This window comes from Methylobacillus draconifructus (genome assembly GCF_045984385.1).
GTDB lineage: Bacteria > Pseudomonadota > Gammaproteobacteria > Burkholderiales > Methylophilaceae > Methylobacillus > Methylobacillus flagellatus_A.
The window spans coordinates 57,336-78,594 of record NZ_JBJQIJ010000003.1 but is presented as its reverse complement, the minus strand read 5'-3'; the positions used below and the strand labels follow the sequence as shown (position 1 = coordinate 78,594).

Below are 21,259 nucleotides of genomic sequence, written 5' to 3'. Positions count from 1 at the left end.
CAGGCAGGCGGTAAGTGATTGTATTCATGGATTTCTGTGAAAGAGAATATCAGAACTTCGTTTGAATCGGTTATAAACAACCAATTATGGTGGTTGCATATAGCCAAATTGGCTGTATACAACCACCCCATTCATATACTTTGCAATATAGCGCGCGGAGATTGGTTGAGGAAGCGCCGCATGCCCAACCATGCGGCGGCAGGCACCAGCAAAGCAGCCAGCACCATGACGCCCAAGGCACCCCGCAAGTTGAACTGGTAAGGAATATTGAACACCTGGCTGCTGAGGTAATACGCCATGATGGCAGCCGCCAGCGTGGCAACCAGCGCCGCAAGGATGCCGATGACGGCAAACTCGGTCCAGAGCGCCTGCAATACCTGGCGCCTGGAAGCGCCCAGCACGCGTAACAGCGTTGCCTCCTTGACGCGCTCTTCGCGAGTGGCCACCAGGGCAGCATAAAGCACCGCCAGCCCGGTCAACAAACTGAAGGCAAACACATATTCAAGCGCGTGGCTCATCTTGTTCATGATCTCGCGCACCTGGTCAAGCAAGGCTGCGACATCAATCACCGTCAGATTGGGAAACTCGCGTACCAGCTGATTGAGCAACTGTTCTTGGCCGCCTGGCAGGTGGAAACTGGTGATATAGCTGGAAGGATAATTATCCAGCACGCCTGGCGGCGTCACGGCAAAGAAATTGGCACGCATGGTATCCCACTCCACCTTGCGCAGGCTAGTGATTTCCAGTTCCAGCCGCGTCCCGGCGACATCATAGGTCAAACGATCGCCCAGCTTGAGGTGCAGGTCGTTTGCGATCCCCTGCTCCAGCGACAGCATGGGCTTGCCGTGCTCCGACGGTTGCCACCAATGTCCCTCAAGCAGCTGGTTATCCTGCTGCATGTCAGCTGCCCAGGAAAGGTTGAATTCGCGTTCCGCCAGCCGCCGCGCCCTGTCATCCTGGTAATCCTCCACGTTCAGCGGCTTGCCGTTGATCTCCAGTAAGCGTCCGCGCACCATGGGGAATATCTCGACATGATGAAGGCCGCTGCGGTCGAAGAACTGCTTGATCGGCCTAATCTGCTCTGGCTGGATATTGATGATGAACCGGTTCGGCGCATCCTCCGGCAACGTCTGCTGCCAGCTCGACAGCAGGTCGCTCCGGACGATGGCCAGCAGAATCAGCGCCGTCAGCCCAAGGCTGAACCCCAGCACCTGGGCTACCGCCAGGCCCGGCCTGCGCTTCAAGGCTGCCAGGCCCAGCAGCCAGGAACCGGTCGCGTTCTGCGGCAAGCGTGCGAGCAGACGCACGCCGAGCCAGGCCAGCAAGGCGACTGCCAATAACAGGCCTGCCAATGCCAGCAGCACGATGGCCCCCAGCTTTGCGTCGCCCGCCTGCCACAAGATCAACCCAGCCAATACCAGCAGGGCCGGGACGAAATGCAGCCAATGCGCCTGATATTGCTCGCCCAGGTCGCGCCGAAGGATGCGCAAGGCAGGCACGTCGCGCAAGCGCGCAAGATGCGGCCAGACCACGGCCAGCATGGCGGCAAAACCCGCCGCCAGGCCAGACACGGCAGGCATGATGCCAGGCGCCGGCAGCGTTTCCAGCAGCAACCTGTCCGCCAGCACCGCCAGGCCGGCCTGCGCGGCAAAGCCGAGCAATACCCCAAAGCCGCTGCCGAAAGCGGCGATCAGCAGGGTCTGGCTCATGAGGATACGGAAAATGAAACGCCGCGAAGCGCCGAAGCAACGCATGAGGGCGTAGCTATCCAGGCTTTTCTGCACATAGGGCTGGCTGGCAAGGAACATCGCCACCATGGCCAGGATCACGCTCACCATGGCAGACAGACCGAGGAACTGCTGTGCCTTTTCCAGGGCGTTGCGCATCTCTGGCCGGGCATCGGTGACCTTCTGCAATTGCTCTCCGCGCTCCAGTTCAGGTTTGAGCCAGGCAGCGAAATCATCGATCTCGGCAGCCTCCCCGGCCAGCAACAATTGGTACTTGACCCGGCTGCCGAACTGGATCAACCCGGTCGAGGCCAGGTCTGCCGCATTGAGCATCACGCGGGGAGCAATGCTGAACATGTCCCCGCCACGCGACGGCTCGCGTTGCAGGATGGCGGAAACCTGCATATTGCGCTCGCCCACTTCCAGGCTGTCGCCCACGTTCACGCCCAGCCTGGAAGCCAGGCGCGGCTCTATCCAGACCGTACCCGGCGCCGGTATCCCAGTTGCGGCTTGTCCGCCCGTCAGCATCAAGGCCGGCTCAACCCGACGCTGCAATACCGTCAATTCGCCGCGCAAGGGGAAGCCCTCCCCCACCGCCTTGATCTCGGCTAGCTGACTATCATCACCATGCAGCACCATGCTGGGAAATTCGGTGGCATGCGTCGATTGCAAGCCGCGCTGCCTGGCTTCATCGATATAGCGATCCGGGATGGCATGGTCCGCGGCGACCAATATGTCGCCGCCCAGCAGCATGCCGCCCTGCCGCACCAGGGCGGACTCGATACGGTCGGTAAAGAAGCCGACCGAGGTCGTGGCAGCCACGGCCAGTACGAGGGCGAAGACCAGCACGCGCACCTCGCCAGCCGCCCACTGGCTGCGCAACTGGCGCCAGGCAATCAGGAAGGCCATCATGCGTCACTCTCTTCGTGCAATTGGCCATCATGCAGGCGCAGCCTGCGCTGGCAGCGCGATGCCAGCTGCATATCATGCGTCACGAGGATCAAGGTCGTGCCGGATTCGGCATTCAGGCCGAACAGCAATTCAATAATGCGCTCGCCGGTATGCTCGTCCAGGTTACCCGTCGGCTCGTCTGCAAACAGGATGGCGGGTTGCGGCGCAAAAGCCCGTGCTATCGCAACACGCTGTTGCTCGCCGCCGGACATCTGGCGCGGGTAGTGCGAGAGACGGTGTCCAAGCCCGACTCGCTCGAGCGCGGCGCTGGACTTTTCCCTGGCATCCTTGCGGCCGGCCAGCTGCAAGGGCAGCATGACGTTTTCCAAAGCCGTGAGCGATGGCAGCAACTGGAACGACTGGAATACGAACCCCATGCTCTTGCCGCGTATGGCAGCCCGCCCGTCTTCGTCCAGGTGGCTGATCTCGGTGCCGTTGACCAGCACTTTTCCGCCGCTGGGACTGTCCAAGCCTGCAAGCAGGCTCAGCAATGTAGACTTGCCCGAGCCCGAGCTGCCGATAATGGCGACTTTCTCCCCGGCTGCCACCTGGAACGAGAGCGACTGCAAAATATCGAGCCTGCCCGCCCCGTTTTCTATATATTTGTCGAGATTAACCGCTTCAACTGCCAAAGGTGTTTGCATCAATGATGTTCCGTTTCATATTGTTATTCAGTCTTGCCTGCGCCATGGTGGCCAACACCGCGCATGCCGCCACCATCCTGGTCTATGGCGACAGCCTTTCCGCAGCTTACGGCATTCCGCGCGAGCAAGGCTGGGTAGCCCTGCTGGAAAATCGCCTCAAGCAGCAATACCCCGGCTACAAGGTCGTCAACGCCAGCATCAGCGGGGAAACCACCAGCGGCGGGGTTAGTCGTATTGCGGCAACACTCGCTCAGCACAAGCCAGGTATCGTTATCCTGGAGCTAGGCGCCAATGACGGCCTGCGCGGCCTGCCTGTCGCCCAGATGCGCAACAACCTTGCCGGCATGATCAAGTCCGGCCAGGAAGCCAAGGCGCAAGTGCTGCTGGTAGGCATGATGATTCCACCGAACTATGGCCCTAAATACACGCGAGAGTTCACTGCCAGCTATGCAGCGCTGGCAAAAGAATTCAAGCTGCCCTTGGTCGAGTTCCTGCTGGAGGGCGTCGCCGGCAAGGTCGAGTTCACACAGCAGGATGGGCTGCACCCCAAAGCCAATGCCCAGGAAGCCATCCTGGAAAACGTCTGGAAGCAGCTGGAGCCGCTGCTCAAGTCCGGCAAGCCGGCCTAGCACAGCCGCGCTGCTTCTCCTTATGCGTCAGTATGGCGAACCCGGCTGCAGGGGCTGCCAATCCAGCATCATGCCCTGCTCGCCAGGCCTTGCCTGCCAACCTTCTGTAACCCCGATCCCCGGCACCAACACCAACTCGTCATCAAGGTAAACCAACGGCAGGCGTTCGCGCAGCCATGGCGCGATATTGGCTTCCTGGTAGAGTTGCTTGAGCGTACGGGTCGGGCGCTTGGCATCAGGCTTGAAACGCTCTCCACCATTGCGGTAGCGTATGCCGAGCTTGCGTCCCTGCAATCGTGACATGGCCAAGCCGTTCGCAACATCATACCGGGCCAGCAATTGACCGTTCGCGGGCAAAAGCAGGCTATTTTCACCCTGCCACTGCAAACCGGCCCGATCTGGAATAGGCGGCTCCACGCTCAGGCTGGCCCAGCCGCGGTAACGCCGCAGGTAATTCGCTTCATGCACCCGGACTTTGATGATAGCCTCGTCACCGGCATGTTGCAGCTGCTGCAACATCTCCTGCAACCGTGGCAATCCCGGCATCGGCAAGCCATATGAGGCCAGCCACCAACGCAGCAGGTTGCGCGCGCGCTGGCCGGACAACATGCCCAGACTCTCGACATTGACCTTGCCATCCGCGATCACGGTCGCAGCATCCAGCGCTGCAAGCTCATCCAGTAAAGCCATCGCCTCAGCCATATGCATGGCTGAGCGGGCTAACGTGCTTTTCGCAGCAGGATAACGCTGTTCTAAAACTGGAAAAACTGCATGGCGCAAGAAATTCCTGTCATAACGCATATCCAGGTTGCTTTCGTCTTCCACCCATTGCAAGCCGGCTTGCCTGGCATACGCTTCGAGCTCGGTACGGGAAACATCGATCAAGGGGCGCAGCAGCCTGCGGGACGGGTCGTGCATCGCCATGCCTGCCAGCCCCTTGGCGCCGGCCCCGCGCAGCAACTGCAGCAGCAAGGTCTCGGCCTGGTCATCCTGATGGTGCGCCAACAACACATAATCAGCGTGGTGGGCCAGCAAGGCAGCATACCGTGCCCGCCTGGCGCTCGCCTCTATGCCCATGCCAGACTGCTGTTCGACATGCACATGCGCACAATGGAATGGCACTTCCAGCCTGAGGCACTCTGCCGCACAGAACTCGGCCCACTGGTCCGCATTCGGGCTCAGGCCATGATGCACGTGCATGGCTTCCAGTACGAAATCATGATTTGCCCTGGCTTGCACAAGCAACTGCAGCAACACGCGCGAATCCAGCCCGCCGCTGAATGCGAGCAGCAAATGCTGTCCTGGCCTGGTATGGGATGAAATAAAACTACCCATCCGGCGCATCAGCTCGGATACGCAAGTGGATGAGGTGGCAGGATCGCGGGAACGGGGAGGTTTTCCCTCATTCCCGGATAAGGGCTTACTTGACAGGGACTTCCTTGAACTTGCCATAGCTCATGAGGCGCTCATGGCGCGCCTCCAGCAAGTTGTCTACCGACTTGACCTGCAAATGGGCCAGTTCGTCAGCCAGGGCGCGGCGCAGGTTCTGCATCATGTCTTCCGGCGCACGGTGCGCGCCACCCATGGGTTCGGGCACGATACGGTCAACCAGGCCCAGCGTCTTGAGGCGCGCTGCGGTAATGCCTAGCGTCTCTGCGGCTTCCGATGCCTTGTCGGCGCTTTTCCATAGAATGGAGGCGCAGCCTTCGGGCGAAATGACGGAATAAGTGGAGTATTGCAGCATCATCAGGTGGTCGACCACGCCCAGCGCCAATGCGCCTCCCGAGCCGCCTTCGCCGATGATCACCCCGATAATCGGCACAGTGAGCTCCGCCATCACATAAAGGTTGCGCGCGATCGCCTCGGACTGGCCACGCTCCTCGGCACCGATGCCGGGATAAGCGCCTGGCGTATCGATCAGGGTGATAATCGGCAGCCTGAACTTCTCGGCCAGGCGGTAAAGGCGCAAAGCCTTGCGATAGCCTTCAGGACGCGGCATGCCGAAATTGCGGTACTGGCGCTCCTTCACGTCGCGGCCCTTCTGGTGGCCGATCACCATCACCGGCTGCCCCTCGAAACGGGCGATGCCGCCCACGATGGCGGGATCATCCGCAAAAGCGCGGTCGCCATGCAGCTCTTCAAAATCGGTAAAGATGCCGCGGATGTAATCTAGGGTGTAAGGCCGCTGCGGATGGCGCGCCACTTGGGAAATCTGCCAGGCGGTGAGCTTGGCGTAGATATCCTTTGTCAGGGTCTTGTTCTTTTGTTGCAGGCGCTCGATCTCTTCCGAGATATCCAATGCGGAATCATCCTGCACATAGCGCAGCTCTTCGATCTTGGCTTCCAGTTCGGCAATCGGCTGCTCGAACTCGAGGAAGCTGGTTTTCACGTTGTTGGTTTTGGCGTTCATAGGGCGTCAATTATAAAGTATTTTCACGTTTTCATCGCTGAGCCAACCCTTCAGCCCATACAATAATTCATCCTGCAGTTCCACACGCCAGTTATCGCCAAGCATGAGCTCCACTTGCGCATCCTTGTTATGGTAGGCCACCTTCACGGCGCAGCCACGCCCGGCTTCAGGAGCGCCGGCCTTGCAATAAGGGGCGAGCAATGTCTTGAGCTTGTCTGCGTCGGACTGGCCATTGCAGCTCAGCTTGAGCAGGTTGGCATAGGCATTGCGCGCGCCAGCAATATCTGTCAGGCGGCGCGCATTGACGCGCAAGCCGCCTGAGAAGTCGTCATGGCTGACCCGCCCTTCCACCACCAGCAGTTGGTCTTCCTTGAGCAAGGCCGCATTCTCGTTGAGCAGCTCCCCGCTCACGACAATGTCCACGCGTCCCGCCATGTCGTCCAGCGTGACGATCGCCATCTTGCCGCGGCCTGTCATGCGCACGCGCACGCCCATCACGATGCCGGCCAGCAGCTGCGGCTGGTCGCTGGGCTTGAGGCTGGCGAGGTTGTTGCGCACGAAGGTCGCGACTTCCTTCTGGTAATCCGCATAAGGGTGGCCGCTGAAATAAAAACCCAGCGCGGCCTTTTCTTCCTGCAGGCGTTGCTTTTCCGACCATGGCGGCGTTTCGGGCAGTACATGCACGGCGCTATCGATCACCGAGCCGAACAGGCTGTCCTGTCCGCTGGCCGCCCCGCTCTGCTCCGCGGCGCTGATCGCCAGGCTGACGCCAGCCAGCAATGCCGCCCGGTTGGGTTCGAGCTTGTCGAACGCCCCGGCGCGGATCAGCGACTCGATCACGCGGCGGTTGACCTTGCGCAAGTCCAGGCGACTGCAGAAATCGAACAGGTCCTTGAAGTCGCCACCTTCCTTGCGGGCGGCGAGGATCAGCTCGATCGCGGCCCAGCCGGTGCCCTTGATCGCACCCAGGCCGTAAATGATCTGCTTGGCATTGATCGGCTTGAAGCGGTATTCGCTGGCATTGATGTCCGGAGGCAGCACCTCCAGCCCATTGACGATGCAATCGTCATAGAAGAGGTGGACGTTGTCCGTATTGTTCATGTCCGCCGACATGGTCGCAGCCAGGAAAGCCGCGGGATAATGCGCCTTGAGATAGGCCGTATGGTAGGCCACCAGTGCATAGGCTGCGGCGTGCGACTTGTTGAAGCCGTAGCTCGCGAACTTCTCCATCAGGTCGAACAGTTCGCCGGCCTGCTTCTCGGGCGTGCCGTTCTTGACCGCCCCTTCGATGAAGATGCTGCGCTGCTGCGCCATTTCCTCGGGCTTTTTCTTGCCCATGGCGCGGCGCAGCAGGTCGGCGCCGCCCAGGCTGTAGCCCGCCACCACCTGGGCGATCTGCATCACCTGCTCCTGATACACCATGATGCCGTAGGTTTCTTTCAGGATAGATTCGGTCGCCGGGTGCGGGTATTCCACGCGCTGCAAGCCATGCTTGCGGCGGCAGAAATCAGGGATCAGGTCCATCGGACCGGGACGGTACAGCGCCACCAGCGCGATGATGTCCTCGAATACGTCCGGCTTGGCCTGCTTCAGCATATCCTTCATGCCGCGCGATTCCAGCTGGAACACGGCCGTGGTATTGGCAGCCTTGAGCAGCTGGTAGCTGGCCTTGTCGTCTATGGGCAGCGTCTCGAAATGCAACGGCTCCAGGCCCTTTTCCGCACGCTGCTGGTTGGCGCTTTCCAGCGCCATGTCCAGAATGGTGAGCGTACGCAGGCCCAGGAAGTCGAACTTGACCAGGCCCACGGCCTCGACATCGTCCTTGTCGTACTGGCTGACTACGCTCTCGCCGCCTGCCTGGCAATAGATCGGAGAAAAATCGGAAATCTTGCCCGGGGAAATCAATACGCCGCCCGCGTGCATGCCGATATTGCGGGTCAGGCCCTCCAGCCTCAGCGCAAGTTCGAGCAGCTCGGCAACCTCTTCCTCCTGCTCTCGGCGCTCCTTGAGCTGCGGTTCCTTCTCTAACGCGTCGCTGAGGCTGATGCCCAGCTCGTTCGGGATCAGCTTGGCCACGCTATCGACGAAGTTGAACGGCAGATCCAGCACCCGGCCTACGTCCCGGATCACGGCCTTGGCGGCCATGGTCCCGAAGGTGGCGATTTGGGAGACCGAGTCCAGGCCGTACTTGCGCTTGACGTAATCGATGACGCGGTCGCGGCCTTCCTGGCAGAAGTCGATGTCGAAGTCGGGCATGGAAACCCGTTCGGGGTTGAGGAAGCGCTCGAACAGCAATGCGTAGCGCATCGGGTCGAGATCGGTAATCCCCAGGCTATAGGCGACCAGCGATCCGGCGCCGGAACCCCGGCCCGGCCCGACCGGAACGCCGTTGTTCTTGGCCCAGTTGATGAAGTCCGCCACGATGAGGAAATAACCCGGGAAACCCATCTGGATGATGATGTTGGTCTCGAATTCGAGGCGCGCCTCATATTCCGGGCGCTTTGCTTCACGCCTAGCCTCATCGGGATACAGCACCTTGAGCCGCTCCTCCAGGCCGGCCTTGGCCTGGGCGACCAGGTACTCATCCAGGCTCTCGCCATTGGGTGTCGGGAATTGAGGCAGGTAATTCTTGCCCAGCGTCAGGGTCAGGTTGCAACGCTTGGCGATCTCGACGCTGTTGGCAAGCGCCTCGGGGATGTCGGAGAACAATTCCGCCATCTGCGCCTGGGACTTGAAATACTGCTCAGGGGTAAACAGCTTGGGGCGGCGGTTATCCGCAAGCACATAGCCTTCGGCAATGCAGACGCGCGCTTCGTGCGCCTTGAAGTCGTCCGGCGTCATGAATTGTACGGGATGGGTCGCCACCACCGGCAACTCCAATTCGCTGGCGATCGCGAGCGCACTGGCGATATAGGTTTCCTGCTGGGCATGGCCTGCCCGCTGCAGCTCGATATAGAACCGCTGCGGGAACAGCGCCGCCCATTGCCCGGCAAGCGCCTGGGCCTGGGCGTAGTTGCCCTGCAGCAGTGCCTGCCCTATGTCGCCGCCCATGGCGCCGGACAACAGGATCAGGCCCTCGGTGCCGTTTTCGTGCAGCCATTCGCGCTTGACCTCGGCGCGGCCGCGATACTGGTTTTGCAGAAAGGCTCGGCTTAGCAGTTCGCACAGGCGCAGGTAGCCTGCATGCGTCTGGCACAGCAACAGCGCTCGGTGGGGCTGATCGCGCTTGGAATCATTCTCCAGCCAGATATCGGCGCCGATCAGCGGCTTGACGCCTTTGCCGCGGGCGGATTTATAGAATTTGACCGCACCGAACAGGCTGCTGAGGTCGGTCAAGGCCAATGCGGGCATCTGGTCAGCCACCGCCTGCTTGACGTAATCGCCAATGCGCACGGTGCCATCGACCACGGAATACTCGCTATGGCAACGCAGATGGATGAATGAGGGATTCGACATACTGCCCTGATTTTACCTGATTCAGGCGGCCTTGCTATCAGGAGATTGCATCTGGGCCTCCCGGCCGGACCAATATCAGGCCAGCAACTGGCGCAACGCGGCAGCCAGCTCGTCTTCCTGTACCGGCTTGCCGAAGAAAGCATCCACGCCCAGGCTTTTTGCCAGGGCCCGGTGCTTTTCCGCCATGCGCGAGCTCACGATCACCAGCGGGATATGGCGCGTGCGTTCGTCGTCGCGCACATTGCGGGCAAGCTCGAAACCATCCATGCGCGGCATCTCGATGTCGGTAAGGATCACGGCCGGCAAGGACTGCTGCATGGCCTGGATGGCTTCCATGCCGTCCTTGGCCGTGACGACCTCGTACCCCTCGCGCTCGAGGAAGCGCCCCAGCACCTTGCGCATGGTGAGGGAGTCGTCCACCAGCAATGCCACCGGCTTGCTTGACGCCAACGGGGTGTCCACTGTCACGGCGATGTTGAGGCTGCCTGCCGACAAGGCCTCGCGGTTGGCAAGCTGCAATGGGTTGACGATCAGCACGATACCGCCATCGCCCAGCACGGTGGCCCCAATCAAGCCGGGCACGCGGGCAAGTTGCGGGCCGATCTGCTTCATCACCACTTCCTGGTTGCCGACAATATCGTCCACATGCAGTGCCACACGGTACTGGCCGCTACGCAGCAGCATGACCGGCGTATAGCGCTGGCTTTCCGCCGTTGCCTGGGCATCGCCGCACAACCTGCCGAGGAAGTAGATCGGGTAATCATGGCCGGCCCAGCTCAACTTGCCATCCGCGTACGTCGCCGTCAGTACGTCCGGCTTCAGCTTCACCACCTGCTCCACCATCACCGCCGGCAATGCGAACTGGCGATTGCCGTACCTGACCAAGACCGCCTGCGACACGGAAAGGGTCACGGGCAGGAAGATGCTGAATATGGTTCCCGTGCCCTGGGTGCTGTTGACGTCGATACGACCGCCCAACGCCGTGATGTCGCTGCGCACGGCGTCCAACCCCACTCCCCGGCCCGATATCTGCGACACGGTGCGCGCCGTGGTGAAGCCCGGCTCGAAAATCAATGCCAGCAAAGCCTGGTCGCTCACCTCCTGGTCGCGTTGCAGCAGGTGCTGCGCCAATGCCCGTTCCCGCACCCGCCCCAGGTCGACGCCTGCGCCGTCATCGCTGACCGTGAGCATGATTTCATCGTTTTCCTGGCGCACCTTGAGCGTGATAATGCCCGCCGCGGGCTTGCCATGCTTGCGCCGCACGTCGGGCGACTCTATGCCGTGCGCCACCGCATTGCGCAGGATATGCTCCACCGCCGCGCCCATGCGGTCCAGCACGCTGCGGTCGATCTCGGTGTCAGCGCCGTCGAGCGCGAGCTCGACCCGCTTATCGAGCTCGCGCGCCGTCTGGCGCACGATGCGGTGCAGCCGCTCCGTCACCAGCGAGAACGGCACCCGGCGCACGTTCATGAGGCCATATTGCAGGTCGCGGCTCATGCGCCCCTGCTGCTGCAACGCAGCCTCGGTCTCATCGAGGTTGCGCAACAGGCCCTGCTGGATGGTGGAAACGTCGTTGACGCTTTCCGCCATCATGCGCGTCAGCTCCTGCAAGCGCGTAAAGCGGTCGAATTCCAGCGGATCGAATGTTTCGTTCGACTCCTGCAGCAATGTCATGCGCGACTGCAACTGGCTTTCCGCCTCGATTTCCAGTTCGCGCAAGTAGCTGCGAAGACGCTGCACGCTTTCGGTCAGGTCGAGCGAGGACTGCTTGAACGCCTGCATTTCGCGCTCCAGGCGCGAGCGCGCGATGCTGACTTCTCCCGCCTCGTTGATCAGCCGGTCCAGCGCCTCGGCGCGCAGCCGCAGGTATTGAACGCGGCGTTCCCGCCCAGCGCGCTGGATCGCCGACTGGCGGCCCGTGGCCAGCGTGGTCTGCCCGCCCAGTACCTCTTCCAGCAAGGCGCCGATATGGTCCAGCCCTGCAAACATCTCGGCGAAATCCTCGGCCTGCGGCACCTGCTTCAAGGCGCGCATGACAAGGTCTTCCATGCCATGCACCGCGTCGCCCAGGCTGCCTTGCCCTGCCATGCGCGCGCTGCCCTTGAGGGTATGCAAGGCACGTTGCAGCATGTCCGGATGCTCAGCCTCATACGGGGCCGCATGCCAGGCGCGCAGTTCGCTGCCGATCATGGGCATGAGGTCGCTGGCCTCCTCGACGAACAAGGCAAACAGCTCTTGGTCCACCGCCTGTTGTGAGGCAGGAAGGTCGGCAGTCGGAGCTTCGGAGGTATCTTGGTCGCGAACGGATTCAGCAGGTGCGGCCTCTTCGGTTTCCGTAGAGGGCTCCTGCGTCTGGGACTGCTCCATCAGGCCGCTCACCTTGGCCTCGGCTTCCAGCAGGCTGGCCACGGCATCCTCGGTCTTGGCCAGGCGCGGGGCCAATGGCACGACATTGCTGCCGGTAGAGGCATCAATCACCGGTATCGCCGCCTCCGCCGCCGCTTTCTTGAGTGCGCGCAACAAGGCCGTGGCAGCGCGCGACTGTTTGCGCTCGCGGGCCTTGCCCAGCATTTTCTCCAAGGTAGAGACCGCATTCTGCAACAAAGCCGCGGTTTGCTCCGTCCAGTTGCCCTGGTGCGCGTCCAGCCAATGCTCCAGCGCACGCGCCAGGTCTGACAATGCGTTGAACCCGGTGGAACCGGCGTTGCTGGCCAGGGTATGGGCGGCCCTGCAGGTTTCCTTGTCCGGCGTGAGCACGGGCTCGCTGCGATGCAACACGACCTGCAGCCAGTCCTGCAATTGTTCCAGGTGCTGTCCTGCCTCTTGCAGGAACACTTCGAACAAGGCGCGGCTGATCTTGCGCGTGCCGCCGATCAGCACTTCCTCCGCTTGCTCCTTGGCCGCCAATCCAGACAGACTGGATTCCAGCTCGTCCGCACGCGCTTGCCAAAGCGCAGCCTCGACCGCCTGATGCGCCTTGTCGCGCAATGACGCGACCCAGCCGGCGAAAGCAGCCGTCGCATCCTCAATAAAGGCAATCATTGCGCTGGTTGGCGTGAGCTTGCGTTCGATCACGCGGTTGAGCAAGGTCTCGACGATGGCAGCCACATTGCCGAGATCGGCCAAGCCGACTGTCCGGCCGCTGCCCTTCAGGGTATGGAAGCCCCTGCGCACCTCGACCAAGGCTTGGTGATTGGTTGCATTGACGCGCAATGCCTGCAAATGCTGCGCGACATTCGCCAGCACATCCTCGGCCTCGGTCAGGTAGACATCCAGCAGCTCGTCGCCAGGCAATTCAGGCGTTGCGGTATGAGTCTCTGGGATTTCCGCCGCCTCGGCAGGCTGCGTCCCCGGTTCTGCATTCTGCACTGCCTTCAACCTTGCCAGCGCATCCTCGAGCGCAAACGCCCCGCCCACGGCATGAGGATATTGCTCGACCGTCATCCCGACCAGGCTCAGGCTGTCCGCCAGCGATTCAAACACCTCCTGCCCTGTAGCTATTCTCCCCTGCTGCAACCCGGCGATCACCTCCTGGGCGACCTGTGCCAGAGCCTTCACTTCGGGCATTTCCAGTATGTCCAGGGCGTTGGAGACTTGCTGCAAAGGCGTGCTTGCCTGAGACAACGGGGCGGCATCGCCCGGCTGGCGGAAATAGGCATCCAGCAGTTGCTCCACCTCTTGCAATGCCGCCGCCGTCTCGCGCGCCAATGCATGCTGCGCCGCCTGCTGCACCACAGGCGCAGGCGCCAAGGCAGGCAGTTCGCCATGCAATAGGGTTTGCAAGCGCTGCAGTTGCTTTTTCATTTCAAGCTCAGCCTGCTCGCCTTGCCGGCCGTAATGCTGCAGAGCATCCGACAACAAGGTCAAGGCAGAGGCGACTTCGACCAGGGCAATATCCTGCTGGGGATGATGGCCTTGCTGCAAGGCCAACACCTGGTCATGTACTGCAGCGAACAACTGCTTCACCGGTTCATTCGATAACGCCGGATAGGTATTGAGGATGCCCGCAAAGCGGGTCATGAACTCATTGAAGACGGCTTCGCCTTCATGCGCGCGCGCCCACAATTCCTTGAGCGCATCCAGGGCCACCTGGCATTGCCTGATATATTGCTGCTCTTCGAGGTCGGGCACGAAAGTCGCCTCGGCGGGGATCAACCCGTCCAGCTCGAACAACGCTTTCACTTGGACAATACGTTCGGTAGCGAGCTTGCTGATGGCGAGGAAATATAAAAGGTCCCGCAACAAGAGGCTGGCCGGGCGGTTCACGCCCTCGCCGGCAGAGCGCAACTCCTGGTCAAGACGGCGGCACAGCCGCTTGACGCCGGCATCCTGGCGATGGGTTTCCTCGGCCAGGGTCTCGGTGAATGCAGTCGCCACCCACCACAAGGTTTTCTGTACTGTCTGGGACTGCACAAGCTGCACGCGCTCCAGCGCGGCGGTCATGTCCTGTAGCGCCTCTGCATCGCCTTTCAGCCAGGAAAGCAAGGATTTCTGGAATTGGGCGCGTTGTTCCTTGAGGGCAGCCAGCAAGTCTTGCGGATCAAGCGCTTGGGTGGGGATGTCCTTGGGAAGGCGCAGGCTGGTATCCGGGAAGAACAGCTCCGAATCCTCAAGGGCTTCGCCATGCAGAGCCGCCAGTTTTTGCAAGAGCGGCGTCAAACGCAAGGGCTGGTCCGGCTCTCCATTCATGAGCTCCTGCAGGTATTGCTGCAAATGCAGGATGGCGTAGCGCAGCGTGTCCAGATACTCAGGCTCCAGGCTGAGCTCCGACTTGTCCAGCTTGGAAACGATGGTTTCGATTTCGTTGCAATAGCGCTTGCATCCTTCCAGGCCCACCATGTCGAAAGCGCCATTGACCTGATAAAGATGCGTCTTGGCAAAACGCAATGGCGACAGATCGGCGGGGTTGGCCCCGAGCGCGGCCAGTTGCGCCAACACCTGTTCCAGGGCCTGGTCTATTTCACCCTTGACCCAGCTCAGCGGGCCGATATCGAAATCTTCCACCAATTATGTCCTAGTTGAGCTTGAAGCCAGCCACCGAGGCCCGTAACTCCTCCGCCAGGCTGGTGAGCTGGCCGATGGAATTGGCCGTTTTCCTCGTGCCTTCCGAAGTTTGGGACGTAATGCTTTGAATCTGCTGCATATTCAAGCTCACGGTAGCAGCCGCCTTGGTTTGCGCCTCGGTTGCGTTGGAGATTTCCTCAATCAGGCGCGCGAGATTATTGGTCACATTCTCGATCTCGCCCAGGGCCTTGCCCGCAGCATCGGACAGACGGGCGCCTTCCACCACGCCCTCCGTGCTTTTCTCCATCGCCGCCACTGCGCCGTTGGTATCGGTCTGGATCGTCTTCACGATCGCGCTGATCTGCTTGGTCGCCTCGGAAGAGCGCTCGGCAAGGCGCTGCACTTCTTCCGCCACCACGGTGAAACCGCGGCCTGCCTCGCCAGCGGAGGCCGCCTGTATGGCGGCATTCAGGGCCAGGATATTGGTTTGCTCGGTAATGTCGGAAATGAGGTCGACGATTTCGCTAATTTCCTGCGAACTCTCGCCCAGGCGCTTGATACGTTTGGAAGTCTCCTGGATCTGGGTACGGATTTCGTTCATGCCGGCGATCGTGTTCTGCACGGCCCTCGTCCCCTGGTTGGTCGCGTCGAGCGAACGCCGGGCCACGTCCGAAGCCTCCTCCGCATTGCTTGAAACCTGCATGATGGACTGGGTCATGTGGTTGACCGCCTCGCCTGTTTCCGTGATCTGCTGCGACTGCAGCTCGGCCGCGTTGAGGAGCGCGGCCGAGGTTTCCTGCGCCTGGGCGGTCGCCTGGTTCACTTGCTCGGTCGCGCGGTTGATCTCGGTCACTAGGTCGCGCAGGCTGTCTATGGTGTAGTTGATGGAGTCGGCAATCGCGCCTGTGATGTTTTCCGCCACTTCGGCCTTCACCGTCAGGTCGCCATCCGCCAGGTCGCCCATCTCATCCAGCAAGTTGAGGATCGCTTCCTGGTTATTGAGGTTGGTCTGTTCGATTTCCTCAAACCGGCCGCGCGCGCCCACAACCTGCTGATAACCGATGCGCACGAGCAAGGCCAGTGCCAGCAGGCCAGCGACAACTGACAAGGCCAGCCACCATCCTGCCTTGCCTTGATCAAGGTAGGCTTGCCAGGTTTGGTGTGTGGCCTGCACGGCCAGGTCGCTCTGCGAGGCCAGCTGGGCCAATTCCCCTGGGGACAAAGCCTGCTCGCGCAGGTCGTTCCAAACCTGCTCCAGCCGCGTGAAGTTCTCGGCCACGTCACTGATTTGCAACAAGGCAGCCTCCTGCAATTCGCGCAAATCCGCCAAGCGGGCAAAAGCCTGGTCCAGCGTGGTGCGCAGACGGTCGCCGGCGGTAGCATCCCCTCCCGCGCTCAAGGCGGCATCCCGCGCCACTTGCTGCGCCGCCACCTTCAGGCTGGTGGCGATGTCGGCGAAGTGGTTGTTGCGGGCCACCTGCAACTGGTTGAACAGCAAACCGAGCAAGGCAAGCACCAGCGCCAATAGCAAGGCGCCCAGCATTGCCTTGCTGGTCTTGCCTACCTGCGGCAGGGCTGGGTCCTCGGCCCTCTTCCTGCCGAATAGGTTCTTGAATATTGCAAAACTCGCTGCCATAAATATCTCCCCTTTTCCGTCAGGCGGCTACCTGCAGAAATTCTTTTTTTTCGAGAATGAGGGCTATATCCAGCACCTCCCATTGATGATGCTGATCGTCTTCGTACCGGGCCGCCACATGGAATGGCACATCCGCCACCATGTTCAGCGGCTTGAAATCCTCCAGGTTGCGCAGCCCGGCCAGGCTGTCGATGAGAAAGCCGGCATTGATGTCGAAATCATCATGTACCAGCAGCAATCTGCTCTCGGCCGTGATGACTGATGGCTGATGGCTGACCCCGAGAAACCTTGCCAGATCGGTGACGGCATAGAGGTTGCCGCGAATATTGGACATGCCGAGAAACCAAGGCTGCACCAGTGGCACGGGCTGGATTTCCGGCACCGGCAACACCTCGCTGATATCCCGCAAGGCAACAAGGTAGCGCTGCCCTCCGGCATGGATGCCCAGCCTGGAACTGTCCTTTCCTGTGTCGGCGGTCACATGTTGGAGGCGCTCCAAGATGCTTTGCTGATAAGCCTGCAGATTGAGCCTGGATTTAGCCACCTCAATCGATCTCCATGATCTTCGATAGAAGCTCGTCCGCGTCCACAGGCTTGATGACACAGTCCTTGGCGCCCTGCCGCAAGGCCCACATGCGGTCGGTGGCCTGCTCCTTGCCGGTGCAGACGATGACGGGGATATGCGCGGTGGCGGGATTCTTGGATAAAGACCGCGTCGCCTGGAAACCGTTGAGGCGCGGCATGACCACGTCCATCAGCACCAGGTCGGGCATGGCCGCGCTCACCTTGTCCAGGCAATCCTGGCCGTCTTCTGCCGTACTCACCTCAAAGCCGGCTTTTTGCAGAAGCTCGCTCAAATACAGGCGGTCGGTCGCCGAGTCGTCCACTACGAGGATTTTCTTGATCGTCATTTATTTTTGTCCCGTCGCATTCACTCTTGTTCCATGGTCAGCTCGCCCGGACTGTGCCTGTATTGGCGCACGGCATCCAGCAGGGCATTCTGGGTAAAAGGCTTGGTCAGGTATTGATCGGAACCGGCCATGCGGCCGCGTGCGCGGTCGAACAGGCCGTCCTTGCTGGACAGCATGATAACGGGAATGGACTTGAAGCGCGCGTTGCGCTTGATCAGGGAGCAGGTCTGATAGCCGTCGAGGCGCGGCATCATGATGTCGACGAAAATCACGTCCGGCAAGTGGTTGGCGATCTTGGACAAAGCATCGAAGCCGTCCTCGGCCAGAAACACTTCGCACCCCGATTGCCGCAGGAAAATTTCGGCGCTCCTGCGTATGGTATGACTGTCATCAATGACCATCACCTTCACACCAGATAGATCAGTTTCCCCCACCCTTTATCCCCTGTATTGACAGGCTGCATTGAGCAGCAGGCTTAGAGCGGCTAGCAAAACTCCCCTGGGTCCGCCCTGTCTTGTAACGCTTTCGGCAAGACGCCTAGCCAGGATCGCTGCATTGAATTTTGTTAGCCGCCCTTAATCGGCGCTCATGAGAAAGCGCCCGGTTTTCGCACCATTCTATCTACAGACTTCGACGCCGTGCAATACCGGTGCCATAAAAAGCAGGTTGTCAATCCGCGAACAAAAAGGTTAAATAACCTGCCTATCAGGCACGATGACTTGGAACGTCATCTGCATAGTCGCACAAAACAACAATAACCAGAAGCGCCGCGCCAACCATAAGCGGCCGTATAGGGAACGGAGATCATGCTAGTCAGACAGGAAGCCCTCACGACGAAGATGAGCATCAAGGATTTGCCATCGTCTTCACCATTACCCAATGCCAATCTGGTATTGGTATTCGGCTCGGTCAGGCGTTTCAGCGATGGCAAGCTGCCGGCCCAGCTCAAGGAGCGCTACCCTGCCGCCCAGATCGTCGGCTGCACCACATCAGGTGAAATCGGCCCGCATGGCGTCAGCGACGACAGCCTGCAGATCACGGCCATCGCCTGGGACAAGACCATGCAGCGCGTCACCTACGCGCGCGCCAACAACATGCAGACATCGGCCGAGACGGCCATCAACCTCGCCAAGCAACTCAAATCGGACAGCCTGCGCACCGTCCTGGTTTTCTCCGACGGCCTGCACATCAACGGCTCGGAATTGCTGCAGGGTTTTCAGGGCGTGCTGGGCGACGTCCCGATCATAGGAGGCATGGCGGGCGACAATGCCGAGTTTTCCAAGACGCTGCAACTGCTCAACGACAGCGTTGAAGAAGGCATGGTCATCGCCATCGGCCTCTACGGCGACAAGCTGATCACCGCCAGCGGGGCGCTCGGCGGTTGGAAGCCTTACGGCCCGCCACGCAAGATCACTCGCTCGGAAAAAAATGTGGTGTACGAAATGGACGGCAAACCCGCACTGCCGCTCTACCGCATGTACATCGGCGAGCAGAATGCCAAGACCTTGCCCGGCTCAGGCATGCGCTTCCCCTTCGCAGTGATCGAGGAAGGCAAGCGCGAAGTGGAAAAAGTCCGTACCCTGCTTGCCATCGACCCCGCAAAAAACAGCCTTACCTTCGCAGGCAATGTGGAAGAAGGCGAAACGGTGCGCCTTTGCCAAACCACGCACGACCGGCTGGTGGAAGGTGCAGGCGGCGCTGCGAGGCTGGTGACAGGCAACCTGGATACCAGCCAGCCCGGCCTGGCCTTGTGCGTCAGCTGCGTCGGGCGCAAACTGGTCATGGCCGACCAGATCGCGGATGAAATCCAGGCGGTGCAGCAAACGCTGGGCAGCCAGACCGTGCTGACCGGCTTCTACTCTTACGGGGAATTCTGTCCGCGGCCCAACACCACGGACAATGTATTGCACAACCAGACCATGACCATAGGCTACTTGAGCGAAGCGTTATGATAGCCGAGCTCTAAATAACGAAGCTTCAACAATAGCAGCACCGATGGCTGGTCAATAACCGACACCACTCAACCAGATAGAAAAGGACTTGATTTATGGCAACCGTCACCCTCAAAGGCAACCCGGTACAGATCGGCGGCAACCTGCCGCAAAAAGGCGAAACCGCTCCTGATTTCCAATTGGCTGATGCGAAACGCAACCTGGTCGGCCTCGCCGAATTTTCCGGCAAGCGCAAGGTATTGAACATCTTCCCAAGCATCGACACCCCCACCTGCGCCACCTCGGTCCGCACCTTCAACAAGCAGGCAAGCGGGCTCGAGAATACCGTGGTGCTATGCATTTCGGCAGACCTGCCGTTTGCCCAAAGCCGCTTCTGCGGCGCCGAAGGCCTGGAAAATGTCGTCACGCTCTCCACCTTCCGCGATACCGCCAAGTTCTCCAAGGATTACGGCGTGCAAATCGCCGACAGCAGCCTGGCGGGCCTGACTGCGCGCGCAGTGGTGGTGCTCGATGAAAACAACAAGGTGCTGCACAGCGAGCTGGTATCCGAAATTGCCAACGAACCCAATTACGACGCCGCACTAGCCGCACTGTAACGACTTACGCAGCCGTGGCCAGCCCGCGGCTGCATTTCCCCCTTCATCATGCACCCTGGCAACACTGCCCGTTACCCCGCGCATGGGTTCCAAGTTTTCAGGCATGCGCTTTCGCCATCCTGGCTGCAACGCGCACGCGACGCCGCCTCATCCATCATCAGGCAATACCGCGCCAATGAGCCTTTGGCGCAACAGAACGGTGTCAGCCTGGGAGAATTCGCCCTGGCGAAACCCGAACGCAATCCCGGCATTGACGGCAACAAGCTGATCAATGAGCCCTTCATCATCGGCGATATGCTCGCGCTGGACAGGCGTTTTGTTTCATTGCTGTCGGAAGAGCCGCTTTGGTCGATCGCGGCGAACCTGCTGAACACAAAAGTCGACAAGGTCGTATTCCACTACGCCAACCTGACGCGCAAACCTGCAGGAACAGGCCCGGTCATCAGTTGGCACCGCGACAATGAAAACACCTTTTTCTGTCCGGAGGATGACAACTTTTTGCGCCTGCTGATTCCCTTGCAAGGCATGTCGCAGGAAAACGGCGGAACGGCAGTCGTTCCTGGCAGCCATCTGGACGACAGCATGGACAAGAACACACTGGATAAAGACGCTATTGCCCACCCGGATGTCGAGGCAGGCGATGTGCTGGCCATACACCCGCGCCTACTGCACGGCGGCACGCCCAACCGCAGCCACAGGGAGCGGGATGTCGTCATCGTGCAGTTCGGCATCGCAGGCGCAAGGTTGCGGTTTCAGGAAGCGCTGGAAATGGGCGCACTGTACGCCCGCGACACTTTTAGCGGGCTTTGAGTCAGTCCGTTGCCAGGCCGGCCGGCAAATCTCCCGGTTGGCGGTGCATCTGGTAGCCCATCCACAAACTGTTGGCGATCTTGCCTGCCATGAGCTCGGCCTGCGCCTGCATGGCCCGGTTGGGTTGAGCGGCAAGCGTTTGGCGGAACAAGGCCAGCCAATGCTCGAACAGCTCAGCGCTCAAGTCCGGCAAGGCAATATGCTTGGACATGGGCGTCCCGGAAAAACGCCGGCTTCCCAGCAAAATCGCACACCAGAAATCCCCCAGCTTCGCCAGGTGCGCATCCCAGTCGTTGATATGCCCGTTGAATATCGGTCCCAAGCGCTCGTCCTGGCGGATGTCGGCATAGAAAGCATGCACCAATGCCTTGATTTCATCTTCCGTACAGATCGGATCGCTGCCCATTGCCCTCTCCTTCGTCGCTCGATTAAGAAAACCGCTTTAAAATCAATTGTTTCATACAACAATTGACCATCAAAATACAATCGAGGCAAACTGCGTAAATCAGTAAGCTGGATTGAAGTGCTGGGTT

Annotated in this window: 15 protein-coding genes; 4 read left to right on the top strand and 11 right to left on the bottom strand. The window is 60.4% G+C overall.

Going from position 1 to position 21,259, the window contains the following annotated elements:
- Window positions 1-131: 131 nt before the first annotated feature.
- Both ACKF11_RS06750 and ACKF11_RS06745 read right to left on the bottom strand, forming a co-directional pair.
- On the bottom strand, window positions 132-2,639 hold the full coding sequence (locus tag ACKF11_RS06750; protein ID WP_407996448.1) for an ABC transporter permease: 2,508 nt from the start codon (window positions 2,637-2,639) through the stop codon (window positions 132-134).
- Window positions 2,636-3,322: an ABC transporter ATP-binding protein gene (locus ACKF11_RS06745; RefSeq protein ID WP_407996447.1), complete on the bottom strand. Its 687-nt coding sequence runs from the start codon at window positions 3,320-3,322 to the stop codon at window positions 2,636-2,638. Before ACKF11_RS06745 ends, ACKF11_RS06750 begins: the two co-directional genes overlap by 4 nt.
- 2 nt (window positions 3,323-3,324) lie before the next feature.
- Here ACKF11_RS06745 and ACKF11_RS06740 point away from each other — a divergent pair, with 2 nt between their 5' ends.
- A complete protein-coding gene (locus tag ACKF11_RS06740) occupies window positions 3,325-3,951 on the top strand; it encodes an arylesterase (protein WP_407996446.1) in 627 nt (208 codons plus the stop codon).
- Between the two features lie 27 nt (window positions 3,952-3,978).
- On the opposite strand, the gene tilS is transcribed toward ACKF11_RS06740, so the two are convergent.
- The 8 genes from tilS to ACKF11_RS06700 all read right to left on the bottom strand — a co-directional run bounded on the left by tilS (window position 3,979) and on the right by ACKF11_RS06700 (window position 17,769).
- Window positions 3,979-5,286: a tRNA lysidine(34) synthetase TilS gene (gene tilS, locus ACKF11_RS06735; protein WP_510338914.1), complete on the bottom strand. Its 1,308-nt coding sequence runs from the start codon at window positions 5,284-5,286 to the stop codon at window positions 3,979-3,981.
- Between the two features lie 85 nt (window positions 5,287-5,371).
- A complete protein-coding gene (locus ACKF11_RS06730) occupies window positions 5,372-6,361 on the bottom strand; it encodes an acetyl-CoA carboxylase carboxyltransferase subunit alpha (RefSeq protein ID WP_405029488.1) in 990 nt (329 codons plus the stop codon).
- 6 nt (window positions 6,362-6,367) lie between these two features.
- Complete coding sequence (dnaE, locus tag ACKF11_RS06725; protein ID WP_407996444.1) at window positions 6,368-9,817, bottom strand: DNA polymerase III subunit alpha; 3,450 nt, start codon at window positions 9,815-9,817, stop codon at window positions 6,368-6,370.
- 75 nt (window positions 9,818-9,892) lie between these two features.
- Entirely contained in the window at window positions 9,893-14,821 is a 4,929-nt protein-coding gene (locus ACKF11_RS06720; protein ID WP_407996443.1) for a FimL-related protein, read from the bottom strand.
- A 10-nt stretch (window positions 14,822-14,831) separates the two neighbouring features.
- Window positions 14,832-16,457, bottom strand: a complete 1,626-nt coding sequence (locus tag ACKF11_RS06715) for a methyl-accepting chemotaxis protein (RefSeq protein WP_407996442.1) — start codon at window positions 16,455-16,457, stop codon at window positions 14,832-14,834.
- A 19-nt stretch (window positions 16,458-16,476) separates the two neighbouring features.
- Complete coding sequence (locus ACKF11_RS06710) at window positions 16,477-17,001, bottom strand: chemotaxis protein CheW (RefSeq protein WP_407996441.1); 525 nt, start codon at window positions 16,999-17,001, stop codon at window positions 16,477-16,479.
- A gap of 1 nt (window position 17,002) precedes the next feature.
- A complete protein-coding gene (locus tag ACKF11_RS06705; protein WP_407996440.1) occupies window positions 17,003-17,368 on the bottom strand; it encodes a response regulator in 366 nt (121 codons plus the stop codon).
- Between the two features lie 20 nt (window positions 17,369-17,388).
- Window positions 17,389-17,769: a response regulator gene (locus ACKF11_RS06700; protein ID WP_309565027.1), complete on the bottom strand. Its 381-nt coding sequence runs from the start codon at window positions 17,767-17,769 to the stop codon at window positions 17,389-17,391.
- 405 nt (window positions 17,770-18,174) lie between these two features.
- Here ACKF11_RS06700 and ACKF11_RS06695 point away from each other — a divergent pair, with 405 nt between their 5' ends.
- From ACKF11_RS06695 to ACKF11_RS06685, 3 genes are all read left to right on the top strand, one after another.
- Complete coding sequence (locus ACKF11_RS06695; RefSeq protein ID WP_407996439.1) at window positions 18,175-19,320, top strand: FIST signal transduction protein; 1,146 nt, start codon at window positions 18,175-18,177, stop codon at window positions 19,318-19,320.
- A 95-nt stretch (window positions 19,321-19,415) separates the two neighbouring features.
- Window positions 19,416-19,916: a thiol peroxidase gene (tpx, locus tag ACKF11_RS06690; RefSeq protein WP_407996438.1), complete on the top strand. Its 501-nt coding sequence runs from the start codon at window positions 19,416-19,418 to the stop codon at window positions 19,914-19,916.
- Between the two features lie 48 nt (window positions 19,917-19,964).
- Window positions 19,965-20,726, top strand: a complete 762-nt coding sequence (locus tag ACKF11_RS06685) for a phytanoyl-CoA dioxygenase family protein (RefSeq protein WP_407996437.1) — start codon at window positions 19,965-19,967, stop codon at window positions 20,724-20,726.
- A gap of 1 nt (window position 20,727) precedes the next feature.
- Here the strand turns inward: ACKF11_RS06685 and ACKF11_RS06680 are convergent, their stop codons facing one another.
- Entirely contained in the window at window positions 20,728-21,132 is a 405-nt protein-coding gene (locus ACKF11_RS06680) for a group III truncated hemoglobin (protein WP_407996436.1), read from the bottom strand.
- Window positions 21,133-21,259: the final 127 nt, after the last annotated feature.